General features: G+C 46.9%; 22 protein-coding genes. 3 read left to right on the top strand and 19 right to left on the bottom strand.

The genetic code is table 11. From position 1 onward, the window contains the following. Window positions 1–30 precede the first annotated feature (30 nt). The 9 genes from NLX74_RS05965 to NLX74_RS05925 form a co-directional block, all read right to left on the bottom strand. Window positions 31–585 carry an LOG family protein gene (locus tag NLX74_RS05965; RefSeq protein ID WP_235306576.1) on the bottom strand — a complete coding sequence of 185 codons (555 nt, stop codon included), beginning with the start codon at window positions 583–585 and terminating at the stop codon, window positions 31–33. 217 nt (window positions 586–802) lie between these two features. Then, window positions 803–1,654 carry a uroporphyrinogen-III synthase gene (locus tag NLX74_RS05960; RefSeq protein ID WP_235306577.1) on the bottom strand — a complete coding sequence of 284 codons (852 nt, stop codon included), beginning with the start codon at window positions 1,652–1,654 and terminating at the stop codon, window positions 803–805. A 101-nt stretch (window positions 1,655–1,755) separates the two neighbouring features. Then, entirely contained in the window at window positions 1,756–2,910 is a 1,155-nt protein-coding gene (locus NLX74_RS05955) for a GerAB/ArcD/ProY family transporter (protein ID WP_254328200.1), read from the bottom strand. A 43-nt stretch (window positions 2,911–2,953) separates the two neighbouring features. Beyond that, on the bottom strand, window positions 2,954–3,178 hold the full coding sequence (locus NLX74_RS05950; protein ID WP_254328199.1) for a hypothetical protein: 225 nt from the start codon (window positions 3,176–3,178) through the stop codon (window positions 2,954–2,956). Beyond that, window positions 3,171–4,388: a Ger(x)C family spore germination protein gene (locus tag NLX74_RS05945; protein WP_254328198.1), complete on the bottom strand. Its 1,218-nt coding sequence runs from the start codon at window positions 4,386–4,388 to the stop codon at window positions 3,171–3,173. The genes NLX74_RS05950 and NLX74_RS05945 overlap by 8 nt, the downstream gene beginning before the upstream one ends. Further along, entirely contained in the window at window positions 4,388–6,013 is a 1,626-nt protein-coding gene (locus NLX74_RS05940; protein ID WP_254328197.1) for a spore germination protein, read from the bottom strand. Before NLX74_RS05940 ends, NLX74_RS05945 begins: the two co-directional genes overlap by 1 nt. A 179-nt stretch (window positions 6,014–6,192) precedes the next feature. After that, the gene (locus tag NLX74_RS05935; protein WP_254328196.1) at window positions 6,193–6,531 is read right to left on the bottom strand and encodes a hypothetical protein; all 339 of its coding nucleotides are present in this window, start codon (window positions 6,529–6,531) and stop codon (window positions 6,193–6,195) included. 15 nt (window positions 6,532–6,546) lie between these two features. After that, window positions 6,547–7,260: a pirin family protein gene (locus tag NLX74_RS05930; protein WP_235306581.1), complete on the bottom strand. Its 714-nt coding sequence runs from the start codon at window positions 7,258–7,260 to the stop codon at window positions 6,547–6,549. Window positions 7,261–7,329: 69 nt separating this feature from the next. Then, window positions 7,330–8,187 (bottom strand): LysR family transcriptional regulator, encoded by an 858-nt coding sequence (locus NLX74_RS05925; RefSeq protein ID WP_235306582.1) that lies wholly within the window; start codon window positions 8,185–8,187, stop codon window positions 7,330–7,332. 196 nt (window positions 8,188–8,383) lie between these two features. Here NLX74_RS05925 and NLX74_RS05920 point away from each other — a divergent pair, with 196 nt between their 5' ends. Continuing rightward, window positions 8,384–9,364 carry a DMT family transporter gene (locus NLX74_RS05920; protein WP_226887718.1) on the top strand — a complete coding sequence of 327 codons (981 nt, stop codon included), beginning with the start codon at window positions 8,384–8,386 and terminating at the stop codon, window positions 9,362–9,364. Window positions 9,365–9,459: 95 nt separating this feature from the next. On the opposite strand, the gene NLX74_RS05915 is transcribed toward NLX74_RS05920, so the two are convergent. The 6 genes from NLX74_RS05915 to NLX74_RS05890 all read right to left on the bottom strand — a co-directional run bounded on the left by NLX74_RS05915 (window position 9,460) and on the right by NLX74_RS05890 (window position 14,761). Further along, on the bottom strand, window positions 9,460–11,448 hold the full coding sequence (locus tag NLX74_RS05915; protein ID WP_254328195.1) for a methyl-accepting chemotaxis protein: 1,989 nt from the start codon (window positions 11,446–11,448) through the stop codon (window positions 9,460–9,462). A gap of 154 nt (window positions 11,449–11,602) precedes the next feature. Then, window positions 11,603–12,010, bottom strand: a complete 408-nt coding sequence (locus tag NLX74_RS05910) for a DoxX family protein (protein ID WP_254328194.1) — start codon at window positions 12,008–12,010, stop codon at window positions 11,603–11,605. A 117-nt stretch (window positions 12,011–12,127) separates the two neighbouring features. Then, entirely contained in the window at window positions 12,128–12,988 is an 861-nt protein-coding gene (locus NLX74_RS05905) for a M56 family metallopeptidase (protein ID WP_254328193.1), read from the bottom strand. Between the two features lie 2 nt (window positions 12,989–12,990). Further along, the gene (locus NLX74_RS05900; protein ID WP_039271686.1) at window positions 12,991–13,404 is read right to left on the bottom strand and encodes a BlaI/MecI/CopY family transcriptional regulator; all 414 of its coding nucleotides are present in this window, start codon (window positions 13,402–13,404) and stop codon (window positions 12,991–12,993) included. 146 nt (window positions 13,405–13,550) lie between these two features. Further along, window positions 13,551–14,390 carry a winged helix-turn-helix domain-containing protein gene (locus tag NLX74_RS05895; RefSeq protein WP_039271688.1) on the bottom strand — a complete coding sequence of 280 codons (840 nt, stop codon included), beginning with the start codon at window positions 14,388–14,390 and terminating at the stop codon, window positions 13,551–13,553. After that, window positions 14,366–14,761 (bottom strand): Fur family transcriptional regulator, encoded by a 396-nt coding sequence (locus NLX74_RS05890; RefSeq protein WP_023990809.1) that lies wholly within the window; start codon window positions 14,759–14,761, stop codon window positions 14,366–14,368. Before NLX74_RS05890 ends, NLX74_RS05895 begins: the two co-directional genes overlap by 25 nt. Window positions 14,762–14,945: 184 nt before the next feature. Here NLX74_RS05890 and NLX74_RS25990 point away from each other — a divergent pair, with 184 nt between their 5' ends. After that, complete coding sequence (locus tag NLX74_RS25990) at window positions 14,946–15,275, top strand: YczF family membrane protein (RefSeq protein ID WP_081330702.1); 330 nt, start codon at window positions 14,946–14,948, stop codon at window positions 15,273–15,275. Here NLX74_RS25990 and NLX74_RS05885 read toward each other — a convergent pair. The 4 genes from NLX74_RS05885 to NLX74_RS05870 are packed head-to-tail and all read right to left on the bottom strand — an operon-like array spanning window position 15,165 to window position 20,295. Further along, a complete protein-coding gene (locus NLX74_RS05885; RefSeq protein ID WP_254328192.1) occupies window positions 15,165–16,310 on the bottom strand; it encodes a GerAB/ArcD/ProY family transporter in 1,146 nt (381 codons plus the stop codon). The two genes, NLX74_RS25990 and NLX74_RS05885, sit on opposite strands and share 111 nt — an antisense overlap. Further along, window positions 16,307–17,416, bottom strand: a complete 1,110-nt coding sequence (locus tag NLX74_RS05880) for a GerAB/ArcD/ProY family transporter (RefSeq protein ID WP_254328191.1) — start codon at window positions 17,414–17,416, stop codon at window positions 16,307–16,309. The genes NLX74_RS05885 and NLX74_RS05880 overlap by 4 nt, the downstream gene beginning before the upstream one ends. A 25-nt stretch (window positions 17,417–17,441) precedes the next feature. Continuing rightward, complete coding sequence (locus NLX74_RS05875) at window positions 17,442–18,683, bottom strand: Ger(x)C family spore germination protein (protein WP_254328190.1); 1,242 nt, start codon at window positions 18,681–18,683, stop codon at window positions 17,442–17,444. Then, the gene (locus NLX74_RS05870; RefSeq protein ID WP_254328189.1) at window positions 18,661–20,295 is read right to left on the bottom strand and encodes a spore germination protein; all 1,635 of its coding nucleotides are present in this window, start codon (window positions 20,293–20,295) and stop codon (window positions 18,661–18,663) included. The genes NLX74_RS05875 and NLX74_RS05870 overlap by 23 nt, the downstream gene beginning before the upstream one ends. Before the next feature lie 224 nt (window positions 20,296–20,519). Between NLX74_RS05870 and NLX74_RS05865 the strand changes: the two genes are divergently transcribed. Continuing rightward, complete coding sequence (locus NLX74_RS05865; RefSeq protein WP_367997014.1) at window positions 20,520–21,611, top strand: GGDEF domain-containing protein; 1,092 nt, start codon at window positions 20,520–20,522, stop codon at window positions 21,609–21,611. Window positions 21,612–21,638: the final 27 nt, after the last annotated feature.

Below are 21,638 nucleotides of genomic sequence, written 5' to 3'. Positions count from 1 at the left end.
TCAATCAGTTGTGCAAGCACGAAAAACGCTTTATTTCAAGTTCTCTGCTTTATTTTTTAACATATGTAGCAATTCATCCGGGTCCGCAGAGATACTTAATAACGCTGGATGCTCAGCCCCGGTAAACCCCTCTTGCACGCTATGGCGCACCATTTCTACTAACGGGTCAAAATATCCATTCACATTCAGCAGCCCAATCGGCTTGCGATGAATGCCGATTTGAGCCCAGCACAATACCTCGAACAGCTCCTCAAAGGTTCCCAAGCCACCCGGAAGGGCTATAAACGCATCGGCCATCTCGCTCATTGCCGCTTTACGCTCATGCATGCTCGCTACTTCAATAAATTCGGTAACTCCCCGATGAATGATCTCTGCATCAAATAACAGGGTGGGCATAATGCCAGTGACCTGACCGTCACCCGCCAGCATGCCATCCGCAACCTGACCCATCAGCCCCCTACTGGAGCCACCGTAGATCAGACGGATATGATGGCGAGCCATGGCTTCTCCCAGCTTGCCTGCCGCTTCAACATATACCGATGAATGTCCAGGTCTGGACCCGGCAAATACACAAATAGAATTCATTAACGTCTCAGCTCCTGTCCTAAGTATCATGCATCGAAACTTATTCATTATATTAGCTAAATATTTTCGCTATAACAAAAATCTTTGTCGATGCATGTCCAATAAAAAAAAGATAAAGACCTCGCAGGCCCTTATCTTTATTTTACGCTTTATCCAAAAATATAAGTTCATTTTTAGCATACTATATTTATAATTTCTATCTCATTTCTATCTCATTTCAATGACCATTCACGATCTTCAGACCACAGCCATGCACCGAATCGTTATGCTCAAAATATTTGCCAAGCTCCACCATCATCGCGCCCATGCGCTCTTCGGTTGGAAACACGACTCGTTCAATCCCCTCTTCCACAATGGACTGCGCAGTCACCTTCCCTACTGATACAGCAATCACATCCTCGCGGAAAGCTTCCAGTAAATCCTCGATTCGATTTTGCTCTCTCGCATATTGGGCTAAAAATCGGATTTGCGGACCACTCGTGAACGTAACAGCATCAACATTACGATGGATAACATCCTCCAGTAACGCCTGCAATTTTGCTTCCTCAGGTGGGATATGCTTATAAGGAAGTACCTGGCGGGTCACTGCCCCCTGCTCGTCCAGCCATTTTACCAACCGTGGGGCTGGATCGCCATGCAGTTGCAACAATACTTCTTTCCCCTTCAGATCGTATGGGGCGAAAGCTCCTGTCAATCCGATCAAACTTCCGTCCTCGTCTCGTACTACTGGCGTAAAGCCACGCTTTTTGAGTCCATTGACCGTCTTGTAGCCCCGCGCTGCAATGTTGGAAGATTGTAGAAGCTCCATAATCTGCTCAGCCACGCCCATATCCTCTGCCATATCGAACAGGGCATCCAGCCCCATACCTGTCGTGAAGATGTACCAGTCCGGAGGGTTCTTCACCCACGATACAACAGCGTTGCGCAGCTCGATATCATCCAGAAAAACCGTGCCCTGAGCCGGACGTTGTACTGGCTCACCCCCCATCTTCACAACTAGCAGCGCCATTTCTTCTGCTTTACGGGGACCCGCAAGAGCGACTCTCTTACCTGCCATGCGTTGTGCCATTCTGTTGCCTCCCTTGTAGAAGTCGTATTTCTTTCTACCAAGTATACAATCAGAGGGGTAAAAGACAAATAAGAATTACTTTTCCGATGAATACAGTAATCTTATAAGCGGCCGTGTTCTGTTCTGCCTCCATGCTGGCTTTCTTTCTGACTACTACTATCCCGCTCCCCGCTAGATGAATGCTCACCGTCGTCTTTTTCTTTAGATTTGGGTCGGAGCAACATCCATAGCACCAAGGGCATAAGTACAAAAAAAATGATTATTACCGCGGTCCACTCCCGGCTGAACTCATAAATTTGCACAATGTTGGAGAACAGCATAAACGAACAGACATAGCCTAACAAACCTACGGGCCAAACCATCAGGCTCCCCCAGGCTTGGGCAAACATCCGTTTTACCGCCAAACTGGTAACGTACAGATCAACCCCAATCTTCGTAAGAAAGGTCGGTACGGTCAGTACTGCCACGAACAAATCGAACCGATCCAGAAAGTCTGTTAGCTGCAATTGACGCACCAGTTCATACGATGGATAAAATAGCCGTGACAAGATAGGAACACCAATAACCAACTCGGATAGCAGCACCAGCATGGTCAGAAAAGCGGTTCCGAGCAAATGCCCAAACCACGCACTACGCCCATTATAGCTCTTCCCAGAAATCACAAAGGGGACTATCATAATATCGGCCATATAACCCAGCATGCGCCAACTCCCCTTGATTACTCCCTCTACTTCTGGATGTAAGTAGGGTCTCAGCATCGAAAAATCCATATTACGCCCAAAAAAAAGAGGCATAGTCAACAGCGTCACAATCAACAGCGGTATAAAATTCTCGGTCATATTCACGATGGTGCTTATTCCACCTTTAGCCATAAATACCAGAGTCAACAGCACAATAAGAGAAGTGACCACAATCGGAGTCAGCGGCAAAAGCACCACCTCCACCAGATCCGTAATAATCCTCAAATCCCGTGCAAAGATGATCAGGAATAAAATAAGGTAGATTGCAAGCAGCACACGGCCCAGCACAGGGTGAGAGCTCACCATCGCCTGCATCAGATCCTGATCAGGGAACCGGCGTTTAAGTTTCAACATCGCCCAGATCGGCAAGCATAGCACGATAGCCGCAATTATACAGGTCCAGTAAGCATGCTGATTCGCGTGATCCGCTGCCTGCGCCGGAGCATGTATAAGGGTAATACCGACCTCCATCAATACACCAAGCAGCACAATTTGTCTGGTTGTGAACTGTTTCATGCAGGTACATCCTCCTTTTGCCCGCAGGCATCCATTACACGATTTACAACGTAGGGGGGAGCCACAAGTCAATAAAACGGGTCAGCCATGTAGCCACATAAACGGTGCTCTTCGTTGATGTTCCGTAAATCCAGATACCAATGCTAATAACATACAGTACGCGGGAGACCCAGCGATTGATGGCTGGTGCATTGTGAATATTTTTACGGTCCATCAGATACATGAAGAGCATAACCAGCACCAAAGGTAACAGAAATACTTTATTCATTCTGGATTTGCTCCTTTTTGACCCCGAATGGTTTGGTGACCGCACCGATATTCTCAATATGCACGACCGGATTTATGGTGACCTTCACCTTGGGATACAGTTGTTCCCATTGAGGTTTGATCCGTTTCCATTCATCCGGTTGACTCGTAATAATAGCCCGGCCCAAACCAAGTACGTCTGAACGATACTTTTGCTGAATCACCTGAACAGCCTCTCCCAGCTCCCTCTTAATTTCCTCGGCTGTCTGCTGCTCCAGCCACTTCAAATTTTTCTCGTTGGAAATATCGAAACTCGTCTCATTTTCCTTCACATTCCCATTGCAGTTCATATGAATGGTCATTCGAATCTCATCCCCTTGGATATGGGGCTTAATTTGGACTTTATTTTCGATGAGGTGTACAGATATGTAACCTCTACCTTTGGGAGGGGGAATAAATATTTCTGTCTCCTTGGCCTGCTCCATACCCAAAAGCAGAAACCGACTGAGGTGGTTATCAATAATTCCTGTTAACCTGTCTTTGCGAAACACAGCCAGTCCATCGACCTGAATATTCGTCTTCTGTTCTTTAAGGTTAGGGGGCCCATTCTTCACCAGAGACATTACTGGTACCACCGGGTCAACGCCTTCCAGCAGGACGGAATTCATCAACAGCTTAACGGAACGAGGTTTTTTCATATAGGAAATATTGAGCTCACGCACCATTTCTGCTGGATATTGCTCTATCGGAGCATCTGCCTGAAGCAATTCCATCGTTGAACCCTTCGTAATAACAACCAGGGACGACAGACGGTTCTGCGGAACACGTGCCAGTACATCCATCATTTTGCTAATCCCTTCTCGTGCCAGCGCCTCGCCGAACAGCAGCACCCGTCGATGGGAGTAATTCAGCGTTCGCGAAACCGCACGCTGTTCCTCGGTGCTTGCTCCTCGAAAGCTTGGGCCTATTTTGGACTCCAGATAGTAGGATTTCGTACCACTGGTACCTCCCCCTCCTCCTGTACTGCCCGAAGATCCGAGTTGTCCGGGTAGAGCGATTTGCATCGTTACCCGGTATTGATCGCCTTCTTTATCCAGACCCGTACCCATCACAAAGGCCACATCATTCACTTCACGGCGATCCCAACATCCTCCCAAGAGAACAGAGCATAGCAGCAGACAACAGAGCACAGCGACTTTACGTATTTGTTGTGTATTCGATTTGGGCTTCATCACCATCCCTCCTCGCTTTTAGGCGTTCCATTCATCTTTTCCTTCGCTCGTTTGTTGTTGTCTTTACCAATCCAGGAAGGACGTTTGGTCATTTTCCACCAAGGCGCACGGACGACGATATCCTTTTGATCCATATGGTTGTATGGGCTATATCCACTCATATAAGGGACACCAAACGAGGTTAGCTTGGTTAGATGCGTAGCAATCAGCGTTGTCGCAATAATGATCCCAAACAATCCGAATAAACCCGCCATCAGCATGATGGGAAATCGCAGCAGACGAACCGTGATGGCAAAGTTAAAACGCGGTATGGTAAACGACGCAATACCTGTGAGCGACACAACAATGACTATGGGCGCCGATACGATTCCTGCCTGTACTGCGGCCTGCCCAATGACGAGCGCACCAAGAATACTGACGGCCTGACCGACCGTTTTGGGGAGGCGAATCCCTGCTTCCCGTAATGCCTCAAAGGAAATCTCCATCATCAATGCTTCCACCAGTGCTGGAAAAGGGATGGATTCGCGAGCCGCCGCAATACTCAGGATGAGCGTCGTCGGCAGCATATCATGATGATAGGTCGTCACCGCTACATATAATGCGGGTAGAAAGAGAGCCATTACGAGAAAAAGAAAACGAATCCAGCGCACCATATTACTGATGAAAAAGCGCTCGTAATAATCCTCGCTCGCTTGCATCATCTGCCACATGGTGACTGGCCCAATCAGAGCAAAAGGCGTTCCGTCCACAAAAATGGCAAAACGTCCTTCCAGTAACTGCGCAGTGACGGTATCCGGACGTTCAGTGTATTCCATTTGCGGAAACGGTGAAAACGGATGATCCTCAATCAGTTCCTCAATATACCCCGTCTCCAGAACACCATCAATTTTAATATCGCTGAGCCGTTTTTTTACATCCTCCACCAGCTTCGAATCTATGATCCCTTCAATATAAGTAAGGACGACGCTCGTTTGAGTTTCTGTTCCGATGGTCATGCTGTACATCTTGAGCTTGGAGGTCTTCAGCTTGAAGCGTAACAGTGCCGTATTAACGCGAAGAGTCTCAGTGAAGCCCTCACGCGGACCTCGAATAACCGCTTCTGTCTGTGGTTCCTCTACGCCACGACGAACGCCCCCCTTGGCGCTAAAAATATACGCACGAGGCGTGCCATCTACGAATAAGGCGGCATTGCCGTCCAGTATCGCTGCCGATACCATCTTCCATTCGTCCATCGTTTTGGTCTGGGACATGGAGATACGAGTTTCATCCAGCGGCTCCAATTTGCCGTTCACTTCAGGGTCCTTGAGCATCATGCCCAGAATGACAGGCCGCAGGATATGATCCTGCAAATCCTCCGATTTTACCGTACCTTCAAAATAAGCCAACACCCCTTTGCGTTCAGGGGAAATCATGAGCTCTCGATAGACGATATCAGAGCAATCCTTGAAAATATCACGCAAAGCAATCAAATTGTCTTCCACACTGCTACATAGCGGCTGTTCCAGCCACGATGACTCAGGCAGTCCTTTAGGCACATTGGAATTTCGTGTCTTGCGGTCTGCGGCTGGAATCGCTCTCCGGCTCCACGGTGGCTTCGGCAACTTGGGAAAGCGCCCTTTCTTCATCGTTATTCCCCCTTTACGAATGAGCCGAACAGATAATATGACATATAGGATGTACCAGCCTGCAAAGGATTATGTATCCAATGAACTCAACATATTGAACGGATAACAAAAAGACCCTGCAATGATGCAGAGCCTTCGAAAATCCATCATATATCTGAAAATTTATGATAAAGGAATGATTAATCTCCCCAATACTCCTCGGGAAGGTATTCAATCTCAGAACCAGCTTCGAACGTAAGCTTATCTGTCTGATCATGATATTCCACACTTTCCGGGGTGACGTAATACCAATGCTTCACCACGGGTCCGTCGTCTACCGGGGTTACAAAACGAAATACGTTCAACTCCCCGCTATAACGCACAATCGCCTCCGCCGTCTCACGCGGCAACTCTTGAAGCGTAAAGCGAAACACACCGTCCACCGATTCAAGATGACAATCGAAACTCTGCTTGCGGCTGTCAGCAAAGCTACGTCCCGTGACAGCATGCTTGATCAGCCATGTTTCCTGCTGCGCCATTGTGCGCACCTCCTTTTAGGGCAAATCAATCAACATATAAAAAACAGAATCTTCTGCTTTCAGTGAGAGCTTCGGCTCCTGCTCAATACGAGCGGAATCGCGTCCTTGCAGAATATGTTCACCGTTCACACGCAGCGAGCCTTCGATGACGAACAGGAACACGCGCCGACCCTCGGCCTGTGTGAATTCTACTTGTTCTCCAGGCTGAAGCTTGCTTAAATAAATCGTTAAATCCTGGTTGATTGCAGCTATTTCACCCTCCGTGCTTGGTACGCGCTTTCCGGCAACGACAGGCAGAAGCTGACCGTGAAGACGCTCAGGATTGAATGCTGTAGCCTCATATGACGGTTTCAGTCCTCTCGTATGCGGGCTAAACCACAATTGCAGCAGACTGACATCCTCCGTTTGTGAAGCGTTGTGCTCCGTATGAATGATGCCGTGCCCCGCTGACATTCGCTGAATGCCCCCAAAACGGGTTACCGCTACATGTCCATGGTTGTCTTCATGACGCAGTTCCCCATACAGCACAATCGAAACAATCTCCATATCACTGTGCGGATGCGCCCCAAATCCCCGTCCCGGTGCGATGACATCGTCATTACAGACACGCATAGGGCCAAACGCTGTATTGTTCTCATCCTGATACTCCGCGAATGAAAAGCTGTGACTTCCCCGCAACCAGCCCTTATCGAAGCTGAATCGGGAAGCCGCCGGATATATTGTAAACATAATAGCCCTCCTTCAGGAAGAAAAATGAGATCAAATCCCTCTCATTGTAACCGAGCCCAAGCGATAAAGCTACGCCTCTGTCTGAGTGATAATCTCATCTATAAAAGACTGCAAAGTACTGGTAACAAAGGCTTCCTTACGCCGGATAAACACCGTTGTTACTTCATTGTACGGCTCAGGCATCGCATGACCGCATACAAGGCCTTGAGACACCAGCCCGCTGATCGACGATTCTGGAAAAACAGTCATTCCAATACCGGCCGCCACACTGCCGATAATTGTCTCAAATGTCCCAAACTCCATAATCTGCTTGGGAATAATCCCCTCCATCTTGAGCCAAGTTTCCAGCCGTCCCCGGTAGCCGCAACCTTTTTTATACAGCAGGAGTGGACGGATTGTAAGATCCTCAACAGAAAAGTCATCTCCTTGGGATACGAGGACCAGTTTTTCCTGAAACACATCAAACTGTTCAATCAGCGGATGCTTGACCGGCCCGGTCACAAAAGCTCCATCCAGCCGCATTTCTGCAACCTCCTGCACCAGAGACTCTGTAACCCCGGCCTTGAGGGACAACTCGACATCCGGGTACTTGCTATAGTAAGCATGTAAAATGGCCGGGAGGGCAATGACAGTCTCCACAATGCCAATCTCCAGTACCCCCGAAGGTGCAGAGGTATTCTGAAACGCATGTTTCATTTCCTCAAATTGCGATAAAATGCTTTTCGTATATTGCAGCAGACGCTTGCCCTCTGCATTGAGGATCATTCCCCGCTTATGTCTATTAAATAAAGGCGTTTGCAGTTCCTTTTCGAGCAGCTTGATTCTGGCCGTTACATTGGACTGGACATAGCTAAGCTCGGCTGCAGCCTTGCTGACACTGCCATGCGCAGCCACCGTCTGGAAAATGTTTAAATCGTTCAGATCCACTACTGCTCCTCCTTATTGTGAAGGGCAAGGGGCCATCAAAATTGACGCGCCTTGTCACTTATTATCATTTTAAATGATCATAATGTTTATTTTCAATCATTTTACCAACAGCTTCCTATCCTTTATGATGTGTCCATAAGATATGTCCGCTGAGACCGGCAAGGAGGAGCTTTTGTACATCATGAACAGACAAATCATGAACAGACAAATCATGACCGGATCTTTATTATGCCTAATCGCCAGTATGTCCTGGGGGGCGATGTTTCCGGTTTCGCACATTGCATTACAACATATCAATCCACTGTACTTTTCATTTTTGCGCTATTTATCGGTTACACTCATTTTAGTCGTGCTATTGTGGCTCAAAGAGGGACGGACGGCATTTCGCTTTGAGGGCAAGGGCAAGACGTTGTTATTCTTTGGGACCATGGGATTCACCATTTATAATATGGCCGTTTTCCAGGGACAGCACGCGATGGGGGCAGCAGGTACTCTGGTAGCTTCTATAATGGAAGTGCTAATGCCGATGATTTCCATTGCGATGGTATGGATCATGACTCGTAAAATGCCTCCAAAATATACACTAATCAGCATGGTGATTGCGCTGGCTGGGGCTTTACTTGTGATCACGAACGGAAAATGGACCTTTTTCACGCTTGCCGGACAACATTTACTGCCGCTGCTGCTTATTTTCGTAGGCGTCGTCGGATGGGTCGTATATTCCATGGGAGGCAGCCATTTTGCAGGATGGTCTACTCTTCGGTATTCAACCCTAACCTGCCTGTTGGGAACTCTCGTCTCCTTCGTAGTCGTCACATTTGCCTCTGCTTTCAACTGGATTGTGGTGCCGGACTGGCAGGCTGTGTGGTCAGTTAAATACGAAATGAGCTTTATGATCCTGCTTCCAGGACTAGCTGCCCTGCTTAGCTGGAATGCAGGAATCCGAAAGCTGTCTCCACTGAACGGAATTCTATTTATTAACTTTGTACCAATTACCACGCTGGTACTCATGTACTTCCAAGGTTATGCCATTAGCCGTTTTGAACTATATGGGACAGTGCTAGTCATTTTCGCACTGATTCTGAACAATATGTTTCAGAGAAGTTCGCTGCGTCCTTCCGACAGCTCACGGGATGTCCGTTTCCGTCTGGATCGCCGCAAGTCCTTCCAACGTTAACTTCTAACCCTGCAAACCAGAAATTATGCTAAAACATTAAAAAAAGCGCCTGGATACAGAGTATAATCTCCTGTATCCGGGCGCTTTTTATCATTTTAGGATTTTCCTTCAACCTGAAAACGTCCAACCAGTTCGCGCAATTCCTCTGCCATTTGGCTCAGGTCCGCTGTAGATGAAGCAATCTCCTCGATAGAAGCGAGCTGTTGCTCAGCTGCCGCTGAGATCGACTCGGTGTTGCTCGCTGCCTCGTCCGAAATGTGGGCAATATCGCTCATAATATCTACGACGCCTACAGTCCCTCGTGCCATTTCCTGAGTCACTCCGGTAATGTCATTGATATGTACCATAGCTCGTTCCACGGCCTGGCTGATTTCCGCAAAGGATTGCTCAGACGTGGTTACCGAATCAATGCCTTCCGTCACCCGTGTCCGCGCTTGATGCATAGCACCCAGAGCATGATTCATATCCACCTGCATCGCTTCAATACGCTCCGAGATCAAGGTAGCCGAGTTCGCTGATTCCTCAGCTAGCTTACGTACCTCCGTAGCGACCACGGCAAATCCCTTACCATGATCCCCAGCACGTGCGGCCTCAATGGACGCATTCAGAGCTAACAGATTCGTCTGTTTGGCAATACCGGATATAACGCTGATAATATTCACGATTTCACCGGAGCGCTCATTGAGGGAGTCCATGGCCTGTCCGAGATCATTAACGGTCTCATCGATGTCATGCATCTTCTGGACAGCCTGCGTAGCAGCCTTGCTGCCCTCCTGAGCCGACTCGGCGTTCATCTTCACATGTTCAGATACGCCCACCATACGCTCGGATACATTCGCTGCTTGCTGAGCAAGCTCCTCCATATTTACGGAGCCGTGCTTGACGCTCTCCACCTGACGTTCGCTGCCCACAGCTACTTCCTGGATAGCAATGGTGACATGCTCAATCGCTTGAGTTGTCTGATCTGCACCTGCAGCCAGCTCCTCCGCTGAAGAACTTACCCGATCTGTCGTTTCGTGTACGCTTCGAATCATCGTGCGCAAACTATCCACCATGGTTTGAAAGTGAGCAGACAATTCGCCCACCTCATCCGTTTTTCCAGTCTCCAAATCGCCCGTCAAATCTCCTTCACTGATTCGTTCTGCTGATTTTTGCAGCTTACGAATCGGTACCAAAACAGAACGGGTAATCAGGAAAATCGCGATAAGAGCAATCACTAGTGAGGCAGCCAACACGAAAATGGTTACATAACGCATGGCAGCGGTGGCATCGCTAATCTCAGATTGATAGAAGGTACCTGCAATTTTCCAGCCGGTATCCGGATTCGTTACAAAGGTCAAATATTTCTCACGACCTTCATGCATATAGTTGAAGTTCCCGCTCGGCGCAGTATACAACGTATCAAGCGAACTCTCCTGAGGAGATGAGCCCGCTTTAGCCGTAGGATGAACTACGAATTTCTTCGTATGATCTAAAATGATGATGTACCCCTCCTGGCCCACTTTGATGGAGGCCAGTTTACGTACACTTTCCAGATTCAGAGAGATCCCAATAACCCCGGACTTGTCGGAAAGCGTCTGAGATACTACGACTACAGGAATACCCGATGAATTGATGATCACAGGCGTAATTGCAACCTTACCGGGCTGCTTCATCGCTTCGATGTACCATGGACGTTTGCGAGGGTCAAATGTCCCTTCATCCTCCTTGGGCACCCCCCGGATCATCAGCCCCTCCGGTGTACCAACAAAAATATCCGTCGCATCTTCGTGCAAACCCTTGTATTGGATCAGCTTGGGCTGAATCAAAGGGCTGTTTCGACCATTTATCATCGAGCCGTCCAGACGCTCCGCCAAATAACTCGCATCTTTAATTTTACTGGCGATTGCGTATTCAATAATCGAGTTAGCTGTCGCTACCCCCTGATTCGCACTCCCGTGAAGCTGTTTCTCCATAGCATTATATGATGATTTATAGGTCGCAATGGAAATACTTAAGCTCGGAATCAGCAAAACAAGTAAAAAGCCTAAACTTAGCTTGTTCCTGAGTGTCCATATAGTTTTTCTCTTTCGCGTTGTTCCCATGTTTTTTCCCCTTTGCTCATAAAACGATATATTTGAATTACATTCCGTGTTAGTTATATCGGTTGAAAGTAGCAAATGATTTACAATGAAATTTCACAAAGGGGAAAAACAAAAAACGCGCCCTATAAGACTAAGGACGCGGTTATATGAACATTTAGACCTGTACGTTACTGTTTTCAGCTTTTTTGCGGCCAAATAACTGATCCACTGCCAGAAAACGTCCACCGACAAGCGCTTGCTGAAGGCTTGTGAACAGAATCAGCAGATCAAATTCAATCGAGCCAAAAGGCTGTCCTTTTTTAGCGGTTAGCAATACACCAATCATAACAATGGTCAATGCCGCTCCAGCCAGTCGTGTTCCGATACCCAGAACCAGTGCAATTCCTCCAACCAGCTCAACCGTAGCGACCACAGGGGCCATCCAACTAGGGAGTCCGATACTTTGGAAGAAGCCGGAGGTTCCGTCTAATCCCTGAAACTTTTGTGCACCGTGAACGATAAAAATAACCCCTGTAAAGATTCGTACCAACAATAATCCAATATTCATAAGCGTTTGATTCATTTGCTCATCTCCTTTTAAATTGTATAAAAATCCTGCAACAAACTACATAGTGTAGTGTATTGCACATTGAGAAACGGGAGCGCGAAAAGCGCCACCCGTAAGAAACATCTTGTCCAACTAGATTAGCGCCAGTGCGAACATAAGTGTCAGCATCACTAGCACATAGCTGGAAAACATAATCGAACGCCAAGGCATTTGAATGACAGGTTCTTGCTGAGGGTCTAAAATACGTGAGATACGATAATTAATGGACGTTTCTGCAAACGAGGAACAAGCGGCGGAGTTTACCAGGCGAGTATTGGCAGGCGTCATACTCAAAAGCTTGAGCAATGCGCTCCCAATCCCAACGGGTGAACCAGCTCGATGGATCGCTTCGTTATCAGCCAAAATTTCACGGGCCGTCTTATAATGATTGGTAATGTGACGCAGCACCGGCAAGTAAAACAGCTGTTTAGCACACACTTGCAGCAACCAGGTCTTCAACGGATCATAATGTTTCATATGATAGGCTTCGTGGTATATGACAGCCTCTTCCTCGTACTTGTCCAGTACGGACAATAGTGCAGAGGACAATACAATGCGTGGCTTCCATAATCCCATGGTAAAGGCGGCTGGCTTGGCATAATCAATGACCCATATCCGATCGGTCCCGAGTTCACGATATCGCTCACCCAGTGCTTCGGTCAGCGCAAGATCTCGCATTCGGTGCAGTCTGCGAAAAGCTGCCCTGGTAGCCATACACTGTCTGACTGCTTCTCCTCCGGCAATAGCGAAAGTAACGAAAACCAGCCCGCTGAGCGCATCCACCATGTAGCCAATTCCGTAGTGCTGCAACAAACTTCTGCAAATTTGAAACACGTTATAATTCAATTTCCAGCCGAAAACATGCTGCCCGGCGTACATACCCATCTGTATAAGGGCGAAACCCGATATCAAGGCGCCTGCTGTAAACAGTAATTTAGAACGTGTTTTCCACATCGCTACATATCCTTTTTCCATTGTTTAATTTTTTGTTCCAGACGTTCGATCAACTTCGGATCGGCCACCTCCAGAGCATCAATCATATGATTGACAGCAAGCGGGCCAAATTCATCCACCAATTCGTGACTGAGTCCCTTGGATTGCTCATCCATGAACTCTTCCCTACTTAAAACTGGACGATATAAAGACGTTCTCCCACGTATACTCTTACTCAGTATTCCCTTGTCCACTAAACGGTTCATCACGGTCATTACCGTATTGAAGTTAAAGTCCCGATCCCCCTCCAACGCGGTCTGCACTTCTTTGATACTCCGATCCGAAGTGGACCATAAAATATCCATAATCTTGGCTTCCAGAGGCCCGAAAAATCGGTTAAGCCCGGTTTCGCCAGCTTTAAAATTCAGTCGTTTCATAAGAAGCACCTCACACTACCGATTGTAGTGTATATATCCGGCTAAAGTCAACCGTCACACCTAATGTCAGTTTCTTCATGGAATCATATACAAACCGCCGAATGTCTCCATCCGGCGGAAATTCATCGGTATTCATAACTTTCAGGTCAATCTGCCAATCTGTAACCTACACCTCTTACGGTTGCAATATATTCAGGTTCCGCAGGTCGATCATCTAGCTTCTTGCGCAAACTTTTGACATGCACATCTACAACGTTACTGCCGCCTACAAAATCCGTCTCCCAGATATCGTGCATCATTTGCTCGCGAGAGATCACTTTGCCTTGAGCATCAATCAGCTTGAGCAGCAAATCGTATTCTGTTTTAGTCAGATTCAGTTGACTCTCTTCTTTATATACCAGCATTTTATCTCGGTCAATCCAGAGGTCCTTGAACACCGTACGACGGCTGGCTTGCGCTGCCTGACGGGAAGCGGCAGGATGGCGTACAATCATCCGTTCAATGTCATGCACCATATGATTGGAAGCCAGCGGCCACACCAGCACCTCTTCTGAAGGAAGCAGCTCATTCGCATGTACAGACACCCGATCCTGAACCACGTACATAACCGGTGTGTCTTTCATGTGTTCTACCTCCAGACGATTGCGGATATCCAGTAATTCACTCTGTGGTTCGGTGGCGGTCAAATCGTAAATCAATAGATCGCTTCCCAGATGACGCTGCACTTCAGGCTCCCAGCGATGAAATACCATCACATCAAAACACGCATCTGACAACGTACGCACCAACCCGTGAACTACACCCGGTACCGAACTGATTAGAATGATACGACGTGTGGTCGGACAATACAAAGGCTCATTGGAGGGAACGGTCTGCACCGTAGGTGTAGAGGGAGCTGCTAACATCGATGTCCAACTACCCTTCACCCTTCTAGGCATGTCAGCCACTTTGAAACGATTCGTTATCTGATTCGCTTGCTTTGACATTCCTTACACACTCCTCCGAATACGACATGGGCATGGGCAATATTATACCCCGTTTCATGCGCAACCGTGTCAATCCAATCATGTGGGACTTCACTCATCACTTCATCTACCCGGCCGCATACCTGACAAATAATATGCTGATGATCGTCCATCCGTCCGTCATAACGACTAGCAGCTTCCCCCAGCTTCAATTCACGGATTAATTCCTTATCCGTCAAATAACGCAGTGAATTATATACCGTTCCATAGGCCAGATTATATCCGCGCTCCATCAACCGATTCATAACATCGGCCGCAGTAGGATGATCGTGGGCTTCACGAACCACATCATATACCGCTTGGCGCTGCGAAGTTAAATTTAAAGTTCTCATACCGCATCTCCCTTAACCAACGCAGATTATATTAATTACAAACTTACAATCATAATAAAAATCAATTTAGAATAAGTATAAATCTTAATTTATTTCAAGTCAATGGGATCGGATAAATTGAACAGCTTTGCAACACAATGTATACATGGTACATCTCAGCTCATACACATAGGAGGAATATTTTATGAAAATACTGTGGATATTCACACTCTTTATGATGCTTATGCTCGGCACCAATCTGCTAGTGAACTGGCTATTCAGTACTCATACCCCGTGGGAGCCGATGGCATTGGCTTTTAGCACTATGCGTCCATCCGAATATATCGTCTTGGCAGGAATGCTGCTCGTATTCTTTGTGACCGTGGCAAAAAAACAAATTAAATACGGATTTCACTTCCTCTTTTCACGATGGTCCCGTTTTCTGAAAGTTTCCGCTTCTTCCTCGGGTTCTAACTCTGCTTCGATGCAAAAGAGCGGCCAAAAAGAGCAGCAAGGGAAAGATGTAAACAAATAACGGATGAATATAAATAAACGATAATCGTGCAAGAGAAAGATGCTCAATCATGCTGGGTGTTTGTACCTGTGACCACAGTAAGACAATGATCCCGACAAAAAGTAGTGTTTTCCGGTAGGGGAGGTTAAAAATATCGGAGATCCCGAGCACCGCAGCATAGAAGAACAGGGCAATTTTAAAAAAATCGCCCACAATCATCGTCATCAGAACAATCACATCCAGACGCTGTAAATATTCTGAAAACTGTACATTCCCAAATGTGCTGAGTAAAGGAAAGATGGAGCGCTGTGCAATGTCAGTGCCCATAACAGCCACATTTAGTATTGCGGATTCAGCTAAAACGAAACCACCTACGATAATGCCCGCATAGCCTGTTCTGGCCATCTGCGACGTTTTTTCCAAATGGGGCACGAACATCATAAAACAAATCATTTCTGCGTATGGAAATGCCAAATGTTCCCGAATGGCTGAATGAAGCACAGATTTAAAGCCATGCTCCATCACCGGCGTCAGCTCATGCAAATGAATGCTGTCCGATAAAATCAACAGTACATTTCCCACAAAAATGACGGTCACCACTGCAATAAGCATGATTTGTCCTGTTCGAGCTAATACTTCAAATCCTAACCAAAGGACATACATTACGCACAAAACCATAAGGAAGGCAACGACCAGGTTGGGCGTTTGCTCCAGTACGGAAATACGAATTAGCTCTGTCTCATCGCGCAAATTCCCGCCTGTTAGAAATAAAAAAAACAAAATATATAATACTCCCATGACTGTTCCACATGTATGACCGACCAATTCGCTAGCATAGGTTGTGAGAGGCTTACCAGGGAACGTTTCAGCTGTGTAGCAGTACATTCGGAACAATACCATACCCAGAATCATAGCAACGAGTTGGATAATCCAGGTGTCCCGCTGCATATAACTATCCATATTAATGGTAATTGCGTTGCCTGTAAGAAAATGAAACATAAGAATGAGCAATTGCCCCGTGCTGATGTATGTTTTGTTTTCAAGACGATGACTCACGAGGCATACTCCTTTCTTTTTTTGTTGCGAAACTTTTTCAGCCATGACACCATAAGCAACAAGAAAGGAAAGAACACAGCAAATATCGGAAACACCCATTTCAGTACAAACTTGCCTGTTGTAAGATGTTCTTGATAGCCCTGAGCCATCAACACGCAAGAAACAAGCATGATAAGCCCAAACGGCAGAATCAGTTTATGGTATGAAACACGTAATACATCTTCAGCAGCCTTAACCGCTGCATAATAGAAAATAAAAATTTTGAAAAAATCAAAAATAATGACAGTCATGACCCCAATTACATCCACTCTATCGACGAAATCTGATATTTCCACCTTGCTGATCATAGAAAGCAGCGGGTAAGTGGCCCGTTTGAATACGTCCTCCCCAAGCACAACCACATTTGACAGTGTAACAAAAGACAGGATTGCGCCTCCCAACAATACAGCGGTGACCCCAACCCCGTTGGCACGGTAGCCTTTCTTTAATGTGGGAAGGATCATCGCAAACGTGACCATCTCACCGTAAGGCAACATCAAGGCTTGTGAATAGACAACCTCCCATATCGGCTGCCAGCCATGCTGGGCAATAGGCAATATATTGCTCATATGAACAATGCCTGACAATAAAATCATGATATTCGTAGCGAAGCCCAGCATCAGCAGCAAAAATAACAGCATAAGTCCCGTCCGGCCTGCGACCTCAATTCCCAAATGCATCACATACATCACAAGACCAATCATCAGGACACAGACGATAGTTAACGGCGTATGCTGTAATGTCCGGTCGGCAATCAGTATTCCAGTATCTCGAAGATCGCGTGCTCCGCCGTAAAGAAAAAACACAATATATAAAAAGGCAAGCACGCTCCCAGCAGTTTTGCCCAGAAGCACCTTGCAGTACTGTGTCATGAGTAGGTCGGGAAAGTGGCGGTGAAGGCTGCCGTAGCATAGAAAAAGTAGGGCTCCCAAACCTGCGGCGATAAGAATAGCAATCCACGCATCCTTGCCCGCATCTCTTCCGGGAATAGACATCATGGACGTCCCCAACTCAAACAGCATCATCAGGGAAATCATCTCTTTTGCGTCGATTTGTATCTTTTTCAATGCCTTCCCTCCTTTCCCGATTTCACTAATTGGACTCTCCCTTTGAATAAGGGCTAGTCCGTGACTGTGTATGCTTCAGCACCGAAGTCACCTGAACACGGACGGTGCTTTCTGCAAAATAGCGGCTCCATTCAGGTGAGAGTTTTTTCCACTGTTCAGGATGGCTTTTCTCCAGTGCATGGCCTAGGCCGAGTACATCACTACGGCTACGCTGAACCTCCTTAACCGTTGAAGTAATCACTTTTTTTGTTTCTTCTCCCCACTGTTTCTGCAAGCTATACATAACCTCTGGACTTTTTAAGTCAATCGAGCACTCGGCTTCCTGAATCGTCCCGGTCTGCTCCAAATTAATAACAAATACCGGCTTCCCTTGCTCGATCAGACTGTGTACATGTGTTTTAGAATACAAGGTTTCGATTCCAATGATTTCACCTTTTTTGCCGCAGCTCAACGCGGTTTCAGCACTTTTCACTTTATTGTTTACTATAGATAATCCAATAGCTCGGTTATCGTCCAGCCAATGGACGAGACGATCCTTACGGAACACACCCATACCGTTAATGCGAACAACCGCTTCGGGCAAAATAGTATCCACGTTAGCCTTAAGGGGAGCCTGCTCCAAATTACCTTCTACTTCTACACCAGTAAGGACAGGCCCACTACCTTTATTGGACATACTCCGGATAACATCGTCTAGACTCACTGCGTAATCCCCGGCGTACATACGCTGGGACGCTTCTAGCTTACCCGAGATATCATTAGCAGGAATACGACCGATTGCAGTCATGGATGCCAGTACGTTCTTGGCCGTTTCACCACGTGCTACCAGCATTTTCATCGTTAGTCGGGGCTCCGCAGCCCTTTCCAAATAATCCAACGTATCCCCGATACCACGTCGAGCCAGCTTTTCTCCAAAAACGACAATCCTCGCATGGGCCAGAGAAACTACCCGCGGAATCTTCTGTGAAGCTTTGCGAATCACTTGAAAAAGGTTGCTTCCCTTTTGCTGATACAGCACAACTGGGGTATTTCCTCGGGCTTTAGCCCCGGCAATTTCATCCGCTACGATAATCTGTAGTGAAACCACATAATCGGATTCACCATCCGCATCAATGCCTATAGCCGCGACTACTGCCCGCTGGTTCAACTCCACTGAATCCCAGCAGCCAGAGAGAAGCGGCATGACTAGTAGCCCCACCAAACTCAGCATCCATATTCTCCATTTAAAGGTTACTGTGCTTCGTTCACTCTCCTTCTCCAGATGCACCCTGAGCGCCCCCCTCCCGCATTGGTGAAGTTTTATCGGAAGGGGAAATCCCGCTTCCATCCTTCATTCGTGTCTGATTTGTTGATGTAATACTTTTAGGACGTTTCCGCATCATCCAAAACGGCATTCGCAATACCGCATCCTTTTGACTCTCCAGCACAAAAGGACTGAAAGGGGCCATGTAGGGCACCCCAAAAGAGCGAAGACTGTTCATATGGGCGATCAGCGCAATGAGCCCCAATGTAATGCCATACAGCCCCATAAATGCAGCCAGCACCATAAAAACAAACCGGAACAGTCTCCCGGCTACCGCCATGTTATATGTCGGAATCGCGTAGCTGGCAATTCCCGTCAGCGCTACTACAATCGTGAGTAGCGGGGTGACAATTCCAGCCTCCACAGCCGCTTGTCCCAATACAAGCGCACCGATAACGGATACCGTTTGTCCGCCCACACGGGGCATTCGAATACCTGCTTCTCGCAAGATTTCAAAGGTGATTTCCAAAATAAACGCCTCCAGAAATGCCGGAAAAGGAACGGATTCTCGCTGCGCTAGTATGCTGATCAGCAGTGGGGTTGGTATCATTTCATAATGATAAGTGGTTAAGGCGATGTAGAGAGAAGGCCCCAAAATCAGAATAATAAAGCTGATATAACGGATGACTCGGATGACAGTTGCCATGTCATAACGTTCCGAATAATCGGAAGAACTTTGAAAAAATTGAGCAAATACAGTGGGCATCACCAGTACAAATGGATTTCCATCGACGATGAGTGCCACCCGCCCCTCCATAATGTTGCTGCTAATCGTATCCGGTCTTTCCGAGTTATAGATCGTTGGAAATGGTGTGAGATTTTGGTCCTGTATCATCTCTTCTACCATGCCAGATTCAAATATGGCGTCAATATTGATGGCTTTTACCCGTTTGCGAACTTCATCTACGACACTAGAATCTGCAATATTTTTCATATACAGTATGGCCACATTCGTGAGGGACGTACTTCCTACTTTGAACATCTCCATCGTAAGATCGGAGCTTTTAATCCGCCGACGTACAAGAGAGACGTTCGTGAACAGGGATTCCACAAATCCATCCTTCGGCCCCTGGACGACAGACTGTGTGGAGGGCTCGTTAACCGCCCGCGTCTCTCCTCCGCGTGTGCCGCATGCGATGGTTTTTTTACAGCCTTCCAGCAGAATGATCGTATCTCCCATCAAGAGTTGTTCCATCATGGAATTCCAATCATCGCAATCCTTTACTTCACCCAGTTCCAGCGCATGAGCCTGTATCCGATTGTAAAGCTCTTCTGCACTTTCTACCTCAGCAGCCACCTCGGCAGATGGGCGGCTAAGCAATGATTTCATGACGAGCTCATTCACTGTATCCGTCTTGACCATACTATCTAGAAATACAATGGCGGCAGGGACATCCGCCTTTAGTCCGACATTAAAACGGCGAATCAAGAAGTCTGGGCTGTTTGACGTCGATTCCTTAATTTGCTGTAAGTTGGTATCCAAATGAGCCTCGATCTTTAAAGAACGTGAAGAATTTTCTTTATTCTTGACCGCACCCGACTTTTTATTATGTTTGCGATAGGGATAGCGAATCATGAGCAAACCTCATCTCCAGTAAGGCAGCAATAGATACCGCCCATTTTTCCTTATTCTTGTATCTTTGGAGTATGCTCAATCTATTCCCAGTTATGCACCAAACACGTGGACGAAACGTTATATGCGCACCCGCGTAATAAATTTCAATAAATTCTTCATTTGCAAGCTTAATGTCAGTTTTTTTGATAAAATGAAGAAATATGCCTCTCGGGAGGGTTAGCATCTTGTTCAGTACGTTTTTTGTAAATACCTGTATCCTTGTCACCTTTTTGTACATAACCGGCCTTATATCACAAAGATATAAAATCCGGCTGCACACCTTGAAGCGTAAGATACATTGGATTGGAGGTGCCCTTTTTGGGTGCTACGGCATTGTTATGATGTACTATTCAATTCCAGTAGGATTTAATACGATTGCCGATCTTCGTCATCTGGCCATCGTAGCTACCGCCACTTACATCGGCGGCCCAGCAGCGCTCATGGCTACCCTGTATGTATGTGTAGGTAGATTACTGCTGTTTGGTATCAACACTCAAGCCATTGTAGGCGCTATTTTTATGATGCTCGTTGGCCTGGGGTGCGCTTTATTGTCACATCTGTCCTGGTCACGTTTACCCAAGCTGATGATTATGAACGTTTTTGCTTTGGGCATTATATTCTGTCCCCTTATGATTAATTTGAAAAATCTTGATGATGTTCTGCACGTGTATCCGCTCCAATTCTTCATTTCCATGGTCGGCGGATGTCTTCTGTACCTCATTGCTGAATCTATCAACACATCCAATGAGCTGTTACTTCGACTGGAGCATACCTCCTACACAGACCATCTCACTAATTTAAGCAACAGAAGACAGCTTGAGTTTTCATTGGAAGAGGAGCTCCCTCAAGCTCGCCAACGTCACGAGCACTTATCTGTACTGGTGTTGGATATTGATCACTTCAAGGAAGTCAACGATACCTACGGACATGCGGCAGGAGATGCAGTGCTGCGCCAGCTTGGGCAGATTTTAATGGAAAAATGTCGTCCTAATGATGTAGTCACCCGCAGCGGGGGGGAAGAATTCACCGTGCTTTTGCCGAATTGTGCTTTTCGACAAGCGCTGCGCATAGCTAATCAGATTCTTAGTGGAGTAAATCAGCACGAGTTTATTTTAGCGGACGATCTTGTTCTTAAAGTCACGGTGTCCATCGGCGTGACGACCTTTCCTGGTACCGGTGAAGATATGTCCGGGGCAGCCCTGCTGGAGCAGGCAGATAAAGCACTATACGAAGCTAAAAATGCAGGACGTAACCGGGTTTGCTCATATGAAATATAATTTGAGGCATGACCATTTCATAGAAAT

Origin of the sequence: Paenibacillus sp. MZ03-122A, from assembly GCF_024213325.1 — a bacterium.
In the GTDB taxonomy this organism is placed as follows: Bacteria; Bacillota; Bacilli; order Paenibacillales; family Paenibacillaceae; genus Paenibacillus; species Paenibacillus polymyxa_B.
Note: the sequence above shows the minus strand (reverse complement) of the source record. Positions and strands in the feature narration are given on the sequence as shown.